Origin of the sequence: Hydrogenophaga sp. 5NK40-0174 (genome assembly GCF_040372165.1) — a bacterium.
Classification (GTDB): Bacteria; Pseudomonadota; Gammaproteobacteria; order Burkholderiales; family Burkholderiaceae_C; genus Hydrogenophaga.
Genome location: NZ_BAABWG010000002.1, coordinates 487,581 through 499,940, shown reverse-complemented (window position 1 = coordinate 499,940; position 12,360 = coordinate 487,581). Strand labels below are relative to the sequence as shown.

General features: G+C 61.9%; 8 protein-coding genes. 2 read left to right on the top strand and 6 right to left on the bottom strand.

Annotated features, from left to right (window positions below; all coding sequences use genetic code 11):
• The first annotated feature begins 10 nt into the window (after positions 1–10).
• On the top strand, positions 11–1,465 hold the full coding sequence (locus ABWV89_RS08000) for an efflux transporter outer membrane subunit (protein WP_353395711.1): 1,455 nt from the start codon (positions 11–13) through the stop codon (positions 1,463–1,465).
• Between the two features lie 47 nt (positions 1,466–1,512).
• On the opposite strand, the gene ABWV89_RS07995 is transcribed toward ABWV89_RS08000, so the two are convergent.
• From ABWV89_RS07995 to ABWV89_RS07970, 6 genes are all read right to left on the bottom strand, one after another.
• Positions 1,513–1,941 carry a group II truncated hemoglobin gene (locus tag ABWV89_RS07995; protein ID WP_353395709.1) on the bottom strand — a complete coding sequence of 143 codons (429 nt, stop codon included), beginning with the start codon at positions 1,939–1,941 and terminating at the stop codon, positions 1,513–1,515.
• 70 nt (positions 1,942–2,011) lie between these two features.
• A complete protein-coding gene (locus ABWV89_RS07990; RefSeq protein WP_353395707.1) occupies positions 2,012–4,564 on the bottom strand; it encodes an ABC transporter permease in 2,553 nt (850 codons plus the stop codon).
• Between the two features lie 103 nt (positions 4,565–4,667).
• Complete coding sequence (gene boxA, locus ABWV89_RS07985) at positions 4,668–5,984, bottom strand: benzoyl-CoA 2,3-epoxidase subunit BoxA (protein WP_353395705.1); 1,317 nt, start codon at positions 5,982–5,984, stop codon at positions 4,668–4,670.
• Positions 5,985–6,181: 197 nt separating this feature from the next.
• Positions 6,182–7,609, bottom strand: coding sequence for a benzoyl-CoA 2,3-epoxidase subunit BoxB (boxB, locus tag ABWV89_RS07980; protein WP_353395704.1), 1,428 nt, complete (start codon positions 7,607–7,609; stop codon positions 6,182–6,184).
• A 204-nt stretch (positions 7,610–7,813) separates the two neighbouring features.
• Positions 7,814–9,472 carry a 2,3-epoxybenzoyl-CoA dihydrolase gene (boxC, locus tag ABWV89_RS07975; RefSeq protein ID WP_353395703.1) on the bottom strand — a complete coding sequence of 553 codons (1,659 nt, stop codon included), beginning with the start codon at positions 9,470–9,472 and terminating at the stop codon, positions 7,814–7,816.
• Between the two features lie 161 nt (positions 9,473–9,633).
• Entirely contained in the window at positions 9,634–10,566 is a 933-nt protein-coding gene (locus ABWV89_RS07970) for a helix-turn-helix transcriptional regulator (protein WP_353395701.1), read from the bottom strand.
• Between the two features lie 209 nt (positions 10,567–10,775).
• Here ABWV89_RS07970 and ABWV89_RS07965 point away from each other — a divergent pair, with 209 nt between their 5' ends.
• On the top strand, positions 10,776–12,359 hold the full coding sequence (locus ABWV89_RS07965) for a benzoate-CoA ligase family protein (protein WP_353395699.1): 1,584 nt from the start codon (positions 10,776–10,778) through the stop codon (positions 12,357–12,359).
• Position 12,360: the final 1 nt, after the last annotated feature.

Below are 12,360 nucleotides of genomic sequence, written 5' to 3'. Positions count from 1 at the left end.
GTCAACCAACATGAATTTCAACGCCCACCCTTCTTCTTCCGTCACCATTCAGTGGCGGCCCACCTTGCTGGCCATCGCGGCCAGCCTGCTGCTCGCAGCCTGTGCCAGCGCGCCTCCCGGTCCTTCCACAGGGAATGAGGCCTTGATTGGAGGGGTGGTGCCCGCGCGCGTCGACGGCATCACAACCGCAGCGGCCACCACCGAATCCCTGCCGTCCAGTACCCCATTGAACTGGACAGCCCTGGTTCAGGACGACCGTCTGCGCCAGATCATCGAACTGGCCCTGGCCCACAACCGTGACTTGCGCCTGGCGGCACTCAACATCGACGCTGCCCGTGCCCAGTACCGCATCACCGAAGCCGACCGTCTGCCAACCTTGAGCGCCAGTGCCGGCAGCAACGCCTCGCGAAGCTCTACCCTGGCTGGCGGCACAGGCACGGTATCGCACCAGTACAGCGCCTCGCTGGGCATCACTTCATGGGAGCTGGATCTGTGGGGTCGCCTGGGCAAGCTGGAAGAGGCGGCGTTGTCATCCTATCTGTCCACTCAGTCGACACGCGACGCAGTGCAAGCGTCTCTGATCACCGAAGTGGCACAAGCCTGGCTGACCGTGCAAGCCAACCAGGCGCTTCAAGACCTGGCGCAGCAGACGCTGGACAGCCGCACACGCAGCCTCGACCTGACACGGCGTCGCCACGATGCCGGTGCAGTGTCGGGACTGGATATGGCCACTGCACAGGCCTCGATGGACGCGGCACGCGCCAGCCTTGCCTCGGCGCAGACCAGCCTCGCACAATCGGAAAACACTCTGCGCCTTCTGGTGGGCACCCACATACCAGAGACGCTTCTGACGGCCTCAGGTGTTGTCAAGAACGCTGTGGCCCTGGCACCCGTGCCTGAAGGTTTGTCCTCCAGCGCGCTGCTCAACCGCCCCGACGTGAAATCGGCCGAACAGAACGTGCAAGCCGCACTGGCCAAAGTGGGTGCTGCACGTGCCGCGCTGCTCCCGACCATCACACTCACGGCCTCGGCGGGCACAGCCAGCCATGACCTGCGCAACCTGTTCAGCGCCGGCTCGGGCACCTGGTCATTTGCCCCGACGATCAAGCTGCCCCTCTTCGACGGTGGTGCATCTCGCACGGCAGTCGAACTGGCCCAGATCACCCAGGCGATTGAAGTCACCACCTATGAGCAAACGGTGCAGACCGCCTTCAAGGAAGTAGCCGATGCCCTGGCCGAGCGCGCCTCGATCGATACCCGCATACAGGCCCAGGCCTCTCTGGTGCAGGCCTACCAACGCACACTGTCCTTGACCGAGGAACGCTACCGCGCCGGTGCTGTCAACTCGCTGAGCGTGCTCGATGCCCAGCGATCGCTCTACAGCGCACAACAATCCCTGATCAGTCTGCAGCTGGCCGAGCAGGGCAACCGCCTGACGCTTTACAAGGCCTTGGGGGGCGCATGACGCCCGGATGAACCTGCAGGTTCTCCACTGCGGCGGCCAGAAGCTCTTCAGGCCCCAGCGCGGTTGCGCATCCAGTCAGCGGTCTGAAAGAAGCTCTTGTTGAGCCGCGATTGAAGCTCTGCATCAATGTCGACCTCTGTCATGGCCTGGTCCATGCAGGCGAGCCACTGGTCTCTTTCCACGATGCCAATCGAGAATGGCATGTGCCGCATGCGCAAGCGCGGGTGACCAAAACGCTGGACATAGTGATCCGGGCCACCCAGCCAGCCGCACAGAAACCAGTACAGCTTGTCGCGCGCTTCCGCCAGTGTGCTTCCGTGGGCGTCCCGAAGCTCCTTGTAGCCCGGCTCGATGTCCATGAGGTCGTAAAAGCGGTCCACCAGTTCACGCACCTTGCCCTCTCCTCCGATCCATTCGAAAGGTGTGGCCGGTGAGGGGCTTTCAGTGGAGTTCGTGTCGTTTTCTGGCGTGGACATGGTGGACGGGGTTTTCAAAGGTGTTCAGCAATACACCATTGTCGGCGATGCAGCGGCTGCGATCTGCACCTCAGGCCTCTGCCTTGCGCAGCGTTTCCACCACTGGCGTGTTGAGCACACTGCGCAAACCCCACCAGCCGGCGGCCAGGGCGAGCAGCCCGCCCAAGCTGGCACCAGCGATCGGAGCCCACAATGGCGGCTGCCAATTGAATTCAAAAGCGTATCGAGCCAATGCCCAACCCACGGCCAAGGCCACGACAGACGCCATGGTGCCGGCCAGCACGCCCACACCCAACAGCTCGATGCGCTGCACCTGCCGCAGCAAGGCAGAACCGGCCCCCACCGCCCTGAGAATCGCAAACTCACGCTCCCGCTCAGTTCGAGTTGCGGTGACCGTGGCCAGCAAGACCACCAGGCCCGCCACCAGCGCAAAGCTGAACAGGAATTCAATGGCGCGAATCACCTGGTCCAGCACACGTTGCACCTGACCGATGGTGAGCGTCATGTCCACATTGGTGATGTTCGGAAACGCCTTGACCAGCTCATTGTCGAAACGGTCGTTGCCATCCGGCGCGCGGAAAGCACTGATGAAAGTGGTGGGTGCATCCGGCAGGTCCGAAACTGGGAACATGGCAAAGAAGTTCACCCGCAGCGAACCCCAGTTGACCTTGCGCAGGCTGGTGATGCGAGCCTCGACCCGCTCACCCGAAATATCGAAGGCAATCTGGTCTCCCAGCTTCAAGCCCAAGGTTTCGGCCAGACCTTCCTCAAAGCTGATACCACCCGATTCATTCTCCACCCACTGCCCTTTGACCACGTCGTTGTGCTCAGGCTTCCCTGCGGCGTAGGACAGGTTGAACTCCCTCTCCACCAGTCTCTGCGCACGGTCGTCTTCATACTTGTCCGGGTCGATCGCCTGGCCGTTGATCTCGACCAAACGGCCCCGAATCATCGGGTACCAGTCGAACTTCTCCACGCCCGACTGCCGCATGAAGGTCTGGAATTCGTCTGCCTGGTAGGGCTGTACATTGATGACGAAACGGTTGGGCGCATCGGGCGGTGTGGCCTCGCGCCAGCTGGCGATCAGGTCCGTGCGCAGCAACACCAGCAAGACCAAGGCCAGCAGGCCTACCGCCAGCGAGCTTACCTGCAGCACGGCATAGGCCGGCCGCGCGCTCAACTGGCGAGTGGCCAGCAGCACTGGACGTGAAGCCGTGTTCTCGTTGACGGAACGGCGCAAAACCTTCACCGCCACCCAGGCCACGCCGGCAAACACCAGTACTGCGATCGCAAATCCCGCCACCGCGATGGAGCCCAGCGTGAGGTCTCGGCTCACCGCCAGCAGCAGCACACAAAATCCCAGCACGCCCAATGCCAGCACCGACAAGCTGGCAGGTCGCAGTTGCCCAACGTCCCGCCGGATGACACGCACGGCCGGAACCTTTGCCAGCTGCAAAACAGGCGGCAAACCGAAAGCCAGCATCAAGGTCAGCCCCATGGCAGCGCCGATCCCAAACGGGAACCAGCCGGGCTGCGGAAGGCTGGTGGCCACGAATTCGGCCAGCAGCCAGACAAAAACGAAATGCACCAGGTAGCCCAGCAACAGACCGACAGCACTGGCGACAAGCCCCACCAGCACAAACTCAAACGCGTAAGCCCTGGCCATGGTGGATTGTGAAACGCCCAGCACCCGCAACATCGCACAAGCATCAAGATGACGTTGCGCAAACGCGCGTGCAGCGATCGCCACCGCCACCGCCGCCAGCAAGGCCGTCAGCAAAGCCACCAGGTTCAGAAACTTCTCTGCGCGCGCCATGGTCTGCTGCATGACCGGTTGTCCACCGTCCAGAGTTTCCAGGCGCACACCGCGCCACGTCCGTGCCTCCAGGCCCTGGTTCACAAAATCCACAAAGCGCTTTACCGCAGGTGGCTCGCCGGCCACGGCATAACGGTAGGTGATGCGGCTGGCCGGTTGCACCAGACCGGTCGCGGGCAAGTCGGCGGCGTTGATCATGAGCCGCGGCGCAAAGGTCATGAATCCGCTGCCACGATCCGGCTCCACTACCAGCAAGCGGTCCAGCCGGAAGCTGCTGTTGCCCAACAAGACGGTTTGCCCGACCTTCAGATCCAGCGCCACCAGCAAAGCCTTGTCAGCCCAGGCAGTGCCCGGTGTCGGCACCGCTGTGGTGGCCTCGTCGGGCGCTCCCTCACCGGGTGAGACGCGCAGCGCACCGCGCAGGGGATAGCCTTCCCCCACTGCTTTGAGTGACACCAGACGCGCAGCGCCGCCATCTTCTTCGGTGGCCCGCCCCATGGTCGGGAAAGAGGCGGTCTGTACCGTGCGCAATCCCAGCTTATCCGCCAGGGCGACGATCTCGGCTTCTGGCGGGTTGTCGCTGCGGACCACTGCATCACCACCGATGAGCGCAGTCGCGTCCCGCTTGAGGCCGGCCTGCAAACGATCGGCAAAAAACGCCACCGAGGTCAGCGCCGCGACGGCCAGGGCCACCGCCAGAATCAGCAGCCGCAGTTCGCCCGCACGCCAGTCGCGCCACAAGGTCCGCCAGCCCAGACCCAGCGCACCCATGCGCTGGCCCACAGTGTTCAATTCGGTATCGCCCATGACGTCAAGTGTAGGCCCAGCCCGATACCCTTGCACGCTGCAAGACCGCCCAAGAAAAAAGCCCGGCTGAGCCGGGCTGGGAGGGGTGCGAAAAATAGGAGGATCAATACGTTTCCAGGTGCAGGCGGCCTTGCTGCTTGAGCGAAGCCGCCAGGTCTTCCCAGTTGCCGCCGGCTTGCTCTGCCACTTCCTTGAGTGCCAGCACCACGCCTTCTTCCATGGCCTTGAGACCGCACACGTAGAAGTAGGCATTCGGGTTCTTGAGCAAAGGCACCAGATCGGCAGCACGCTCCCGGATGGCATCTTGCACGTAGCGCTTGGGCTGGCCAGCCGTGCGGCTGTAGGCAAAGTTGATATCGATGAAGTCGTGCGGCAGGCTTTGCAGCGGGCCAAAGTACGGCAGCTCTTCCTGCGTGCGAGCGCCGAAGAACAGCATGAGCTTGCCGCCTTCGAATTTGCCCGACTTGCGCAGGCGGCGACGCCACTCGGTCATGGCGCGCATCGGGGCGCTGCCCGTCCCGGTGCAAATCATGACGATGTGGCTCTTGGGGTGGTTCGGCATCAGGAAGCTGGTGCCAAACGGTCCGATGACCTCCACCTTGTCGCCCACTTTCAGGTCGCACATGTAGTTGCTGCCCACGCCGCGCACAGGGTTGCCCTGGTGGTCTTCCAGCACACGCTTGATGGTCAGCGAGAGGTTGTTGTAACCCGCGCGCTCGCCGTTGCGTGCGCTGGCCACGCTGTATTGGCGTGCATGGTGTTGACGTCCACTGTCATCGGTCCCCGGCGGGATGATGCCGATCGACTGCCCTTCAAGCACGGGGAACGGCTTGTCGCCGAAGTCCAGCACGATGTGATGGGTGTCGTAATCGTGCCCCGCTTCTTTGCCCACTTCGGTCACACGCACATTGCCTGTCACCGTGGCGGTAATCGTCTTCTGGTCGGCCTTGGGGCCGTACAAGTTGGCGTATGGGTGCGCTGCTGACCAGGGAGGTGTCGTCGATCCATAAGCTGCAGAGTTGAAACTGGGCTCTGCAGCATCGCTAGCCACGGGTTCAACCTCTGCGCTCGCTGGCGCGGCATTTTCTTCAGCCACTTCACTCCCACCAGCCGCATCTGCCTGAGCTTGCAACTCGGACGGAGGAATCTCAGGGGGCAACTCATCCCAGCCAAACTGGTCGTCCTGTGAATAGGCGCTGGCCTTGATGACTTTGCGGTAGTTGTCGATCGCACCGGTCGGGCAAGGTGCGATGCAGTCATTGCACCAGTTGCAGACATCGACATCCACCACGTAATTGCGGGAGTCGTGGGTGATCGCACCAATCGGACACATGGATTCACAGGTGTTGCACCGTATGCAGATTTCCGGGTCGATCACATGCTGCTTGATGATGACGATGTCAGCGGCTTCGTTGCTCATGGCGGGGAGTGTTGGCGCTTGTTGTAGGGGCTTGATACCGGCAGACGTTCGGCTCAGGTACGGCCTGCTGCGCTGCCTCCGGCAATCAGTGTAGGTGAAACAGAGCGCAGCGGCACTGGTGTTTGCTCCAGCACCACCGCGCTCTCAGGGCTTGTTGACCACTCCTGCAGCCTCGCCTCTGCAGTGGGTCTTTCTCATCAGTTGAAACGGATGTACTCGAAGTCCACCGGCTGACGGTTGATACCGATGACCGGAGGCGCAATCCAGTTGGCAAACTTGCCCGGCTCCACCACACGGCCCATCAGGCTGGCCACATAGGCGCGGTCTTCATCCGTTGGCAACCACTCTTCAACTTTCTGGTTCCACTCGTGGTCGCTCACCACGCGGCCGTCCGGGCTGACTTTCACACCTGAGAGCGTACCGATGTTGCGGTGGAAAGCCTTGTGCGGCACCTGCAGACGGAAGTCGATGCCGGCCTTCTCGATGATGCGGTTCCAACGCTCCACACCACCGACGCTGTCCTTGATGTAGTCGTCGCGCAGCACTTCGTTCAGCGCATTGAGCATCGGCACTTCCTTTTCCTGCAGCTTGCCATCAGCCACTTCCAGGATCTTGTAGTGCTGCCCCTTGAGCACGTGGTCATCGGAGCGCTTGCCTTCTTCGAAGCGCCCCTTGAGGCCGGTGCTGTAGAAGGTGGCGGCATTGGAAGACTGGTCGGCGCCAAACAGGTCGATGGTCACCGAGAAGTGGAAGTTCAGGTAGCGCTGGATGGTCGGCAGATCGATAACGCCAGCCGCACGCAGCTTGCCCACATCGTCGGTCTTGAGCTGGTTCATCATCTCGCAGGTGCGGGTGATGACTCGGCCCACGCCAGACTCGCCCACGAACATGTGGTGCGCTTCCTCGGTCAGCATGAACTTGGTCGTGCGGGCCAGCGGATCGAACGCCGACTCTGCCAACGCACACAGCTGGAACTTGCCGTCGCGGTCGGTGAAGTAAGTGAACATGAAGAAGCTCAGCCAGTCAGGCGTCTTCTCGTTGAAAGCCTGCAGGATGCGTGGGTTGTCTTCATTGCCACTGTTGCGCTCCAGCAGTGCTTCGGCTTCCTCACGGCCATCGCGGCCGAAGTACTTGTGCAGCAGATACACCATGGCCCACAGGTGACGGCCCTCTTCCACGTTCACCTGGAACAGGTTGCGCAGGTCGTACTGACTGGGGGCGGTCAGGCCCAGGTGGCGCTGCTGCTCCACCGATGCTGGCTCGGTGTCGCCCTGGGTCACGATGATGCGACGCAGGTTGGCGCGGTGCTCGCCAGGCACGTCTTGCCAAGCGGCCTCGCCCAGGTGATCACCAAAGTGGATCTTGCGGTCCTGCTCAGCAGGATTGAGGAAGATGCCCCAGCGGTAGTCGGGCATCTTCACGTGGCCGAATTGCGCCCAGCCTTGTGGGTCAACGCTCACGGCCGTGCGCAGATACACGTCAAAGTTCTGCGATCCTTCCGGCCCCATGTCCTGCCACCACTGCAGGTAGTTCGGCTGCCAGTGTTCCAGCGCGCGCTGCAAGGTGCGGTCTTCGCTCAGGTTCACATTGTTGGGGATCTTCTCGCTGTAGTTGATGCTGGACATAGTAGGTCTCCTACGGGGGGTGTTTGTCGTGAGAACGTCTTCTTGAAAAATCTAAATTTCAGCAGTGGCCGGCTGGTACATGACCGCAAACTTCAGGAAACCGAGGGTCAGGCTTCGCCTGCCCAACGGTTTCGTCTCCCCTCCCAGCGCTGCCAGGCAGCGCGCCAGAGAGGGGGGAAGCCGCGCAGCGGCGCAGGGGGGTGATCACACCCTATTCCAGTCGAATTGCTGCTTCTCGCCTTTTCCGTAAACCTTGAGCGCACCCTTCTCGCCCACCGCGTTGGGGCGCTGGAAAATCCAGTTCTGCCAAGCGGTCAGGCGGCCAAAGATGCGGGTGAACATGTTCTCCTTCTGGGCAAAGCGCAGGTTGGCTTCCAGGCCGGTCAGGGCGTCGGGCGACATGGCCACACGCTCTTCCAGTGCCAGGCGAATTTCGTCTTCCCAGTCGATGTCGTCCGGTGCCATGGTCACCAGACCCAGCGCGACGGCATCGTCTCCGTTGAGCGGCTTGCCAATGGCGCCACGCACCGCTTCCATCGGCTCAGTCTCTTCGTAGAAACGACGCGCCAGCCGCGATTGGTCGTTGACCATCGGGAAGAAGCCGAAGTTCATTTCCGACAACTGGATGGTCGGCTGTTTTTCTGGCTCGTCGGGCAACACCAGCTGGTAGGCGCGGTCTGCGCAGAACACCAGTTCGGCCAAGGTGCCCACAAAGCAGGAGCCAGGCTCCACCAGGGCAAACAAGCTGCGTGATGACACGTCCATGCGCGCCAGCGTGCGGCGCATCATGCCCATGGTCTCGTTCACGAACCAATGGTCCTTGTTGGCCAGCATCAGCGCATCATTGGCCAGCACAGCGGCGGCGTCGCCTTCCGTCTTGAGCACCCACACACCAATGTCCAACTCGTTGGTGCGCATGTGCAGGATGGCGTCGTCCAGCTCGCGGATCATCTGCAGCGGGTACCAGTTGGCGCCCGCGGCTTCAATGCCCGCGATGTCGGTTGGCTGGGCACCGGTTGGCGCCTTGACGGTGAAGGTGGCCACGCGCTTGGCGCGGTCAATGCTCACCTCGACAAATTCGTAGCTCAGCTTGTCATCGGCAATGTCGCGCTTGAGCGGCGTCAGGCTCACGCCCTTCGCACCTGCCGGGCGGGTGCTGCCCTCAGCAAGCTTCTTGGCACGCTCTTGCACAAATTCGTCAAACTTGGCCGGCTTGGCCACGGCGTCCACCAGGCGCCAGTCAACCGCCTTTTGGCCGCGAACACCCTCCACGCTGGTGCAGAAGATGTCTGCCAGGTCGTGGCGCACATGGCGCTTGTCGGTGACGCGGGTGAGGCCGCCGGTTCCTGGCAGCACGCCCAGCAGTGGCACTTCTGGCAGGCTCACGGCGCTGGAGCGGTCGTCCACCAGCACTATGTCGTCGCAGGCCAGCGCCAGCTCGTAGCCACCACCCGCGCATGCGCCGTTGAGCGCAGCCACGAACTTCAGACCGGAGTGACGGGAAGAGTCTTCAATACCGTTGCGGGTTTCGTTCGTGAACTTGCAGAAGTTCACTTTCCAGGCGTGGCTGGAGAGGCCGAGCATGAAGATATTCGCGCCCGAGCAGAAGATCCGCTCTTTCAGGCTGGTCACCACCACGGTGCGCACTTCGGGGTGTTCAAAGCGGATGCGTTGCAGCGCGTCGTGCAATTCGATGTCCACACCCAGGTCGTAGCTGTTGAGCTTGAGCTTGTAACCCTCGCGAATGCCACTGTCCTCGTCGATATTGAGGGAAAGCGTGGCCACATCGCCGTCAAAGCTCAGCTTGACGTGGCAGTAGTTGTCCGGATGGGTCTGGTAATCGACGCGCTGGTTCTGGCTCATGTCACAGGTCTCCTGGGTTGAACGTCCGGGCGAGCCATTCATGACAGGCTCCGGGAGGTCGATCAACAACAATTGTTCGGGATGTAGCGTAGGAACATGCATCATAGTGCATGTCTTGAGAGGTCGTCAACTGCAATTTAGTTCCGACCCTGCAAAATGCTTCAGGCAGGCAGGCTGAGCAGCTCCCGCACCTGCTTGCGCAGCGCGGTGTGGCTGTGCGCCAGGTCTTGCGCACTGGTATCAAACGTCATGTCCGCCTTGGAATAGAAGGCCGCTCTGCCTTCCAGAATGCGCTTGAGGTCTTCCATGGCTTCGGCACTGGCCGCCATTGGCCGCATATCGCCCTGCTCGGCCACACGATTCATGTGGTCGTCTGGCGCCGCCTTGAGCCAGACCGTCGTGCAATGCTGCAACAGCAGGTTGAAGTTGGCCGAGTCGGCCACCAGGCCGCCTGGGGTAGCGATCACCACTTCCGGGTATATCTGAATCGCCTCTTCCAGCGCGCGGCGCTCATAGCGGCGGTAGGCGTTCGCGCCATAGAGGTTGTGGATCTCGCTGATGCTGCAGCCGGCAAACTGCTCGATCTCGCGGCTGAGCTCAATGAACGGGTAACCCAGATCGTCTGCCAGCCGTTGGCCCAGCGTGGACTTGCCCGCCCCTCGCAAGCCGACGAGTGCAATTCGAGCAGCCCGACCTTGCGCGTCCACGCCACCGCCTTTGCCCAGCATGTCCACCAGCTGCAGCCGTGCCTGGCGCAGCTGGGATTCGTTGCGCCCCTGCAGCAGGTCGCGAATCAGCAGCCATTCAGGCGTGGATGTGGTGACATCGCCAATCAGCTCCGCCAGCGGGCAATGCAACGCATGCGCGACCTGCAGCAAGACCAGGATCGACACATTCCCGGTCCCGTACTCCAGGTTCGCCAGGTGCCGCTCTGACACATCAGCTGCCACCGCCACCGCCTTGCGCGTCATCCCCTTGCGCGATCTCAGGTCACGCACGCGTTCGCCCAGCGCCACCAGAAACGGGTGGCGGCTGGCTTCGCCGGAAGCCGCTTTGGCACCCGGCTTTGTCTCCTCACTGATCAAAGAACTCATGGCTGGGACAAACCCTGAAAATACTTGCGCGAACGTCGTACATGCACTTTAATGCATATAGATTGACACGCAACATAGTGCATTTATACCCCGATTCACCTCCAGGCACCAAGCCGGGGGGCCGGAAGATCCGCATGGACGCACTCTGATGCCCTCGTCAGAATGTTTTTAGACACAAGCACAAACACAACCCCCCGGAGACAACCCACATGAACGAAGCTGCCACCACCGCACCCGCGGCCCGCTTCAACTTCGCCCAATACCTGATCGAGGCCAATGCATCGCGCGGCAGCAAGACTGCTCTGATCGATGACAAAGGGCAACTGAGTTACGCCGAACTGGCCGATCAGGTACAACGCTTCTCCGCTGGCCTGATCAGCCTGGGCTTGCGCCGGGAAGAAAGAGTCCTTCTCCTCATGCACGACAGCAGCGACTGGGTCGTGGCTTTTCTGGGGGCATTGCATGCTGGCATCGTGCCCGTCGCCGTGAACACCTTGCTCACCGCCAAGGACTACGGCTACATGCTGGAAAACAGCCGTGCTCAGGCAGCTCTCGTCTCTGCCGCGCTTTTGCCCACGCTGCAGACCGCCATGGATGGCGCGCAGCACGAGGTGCAGCACCTGGTGGTCTCCCGCCCTGCCGATACACTGCCCTCGGGTGCCATCGACATGGCCACGCTGATCGACCAGCAGACCCTGGGAGCGTCCCAGGCGGCCAACACCCACGCCGACGAACCTGCTTTCTGGCTGTATTCCTCAGGCTCGACCGGCGCCCCAAAGGGCACCGTCCACACCCAGGCCAACCTGTACTGGACCGCTGTTCTGTATGGCCAGGCCGTGCTGAAACTCAGAGAAGATGATGTGGTGTTCTCTGCGGCCAAGCTGTTCTTCGCCTATGGCCTGGGCAACGCTTTGTCCTTTCCGCTCAGCGTAGGCGCCACCGTCATCCTCATGGCGGAGCGCCCCACCCCACAAGCCGTGTTTCAGCGCATGAAGCAGCACCAGACCACCGTGTTCTACGGCGCGCCTACCGGCTATGGCGGCATGTTGGCCAGTCCAGACCTGCCCGAGAAAGCAGAAGTGTCCATGCGCCTTTGCTCCTCCGCTGGCGAAGCACTGCCACGGGACATTGGCGAGCGCTGGACACAGCGCTTCGGATGCGAAATCATCGACGGCATCGGCTCCACCGAAATGCTGCACATCTTCCTGTCCAATCGTCCGGGGGATGTTCGCTACGGCACCACAGGCAAACCTGTCGAAGGATACGCAGTCGAGTTGAGGGATGAGACCGGGGCAGTGATCAACGGTACGGACGAGATCGGCGATCTCTACATCCAGGGCCCGAGTGCCGCTCTCATGTACTGGAACAACCGGGAAAAGTCCCGAGACACCTTCCAGGGCGGATGGACCAAGAGCGGCGACAAATATTCGCGCGACGCCGACGGCTACTACACCTATGCCGGGCGCAACGACGACATGCTCAAGGTCAGTGGCATTTACGTCAGCCCGTTCGAGGTCGAGGCCACGCTGGTCCAGCACACCGCCGTGCTTGAAGCTGCCGTGATCGGCGCAATCGACGATGAGGGCCTGACCAAGACCAAGGCCTTCGTGGTGCTCAAGCAGGGCCAGACGGCGGACGAAGCCACGCTGCAGGCATTCGTGAAAGAGCGGCTGGCCCCCTACAAGTACCCGCGAATGATCGAGTTCCTGTCCGAGCTTCCCAAGACCGCAACGGGCAAGATCCAGCGCTTCAAGCTGCGCGAGCTGGAGCAGTCGCGCCGCGAGAGCGACTGAC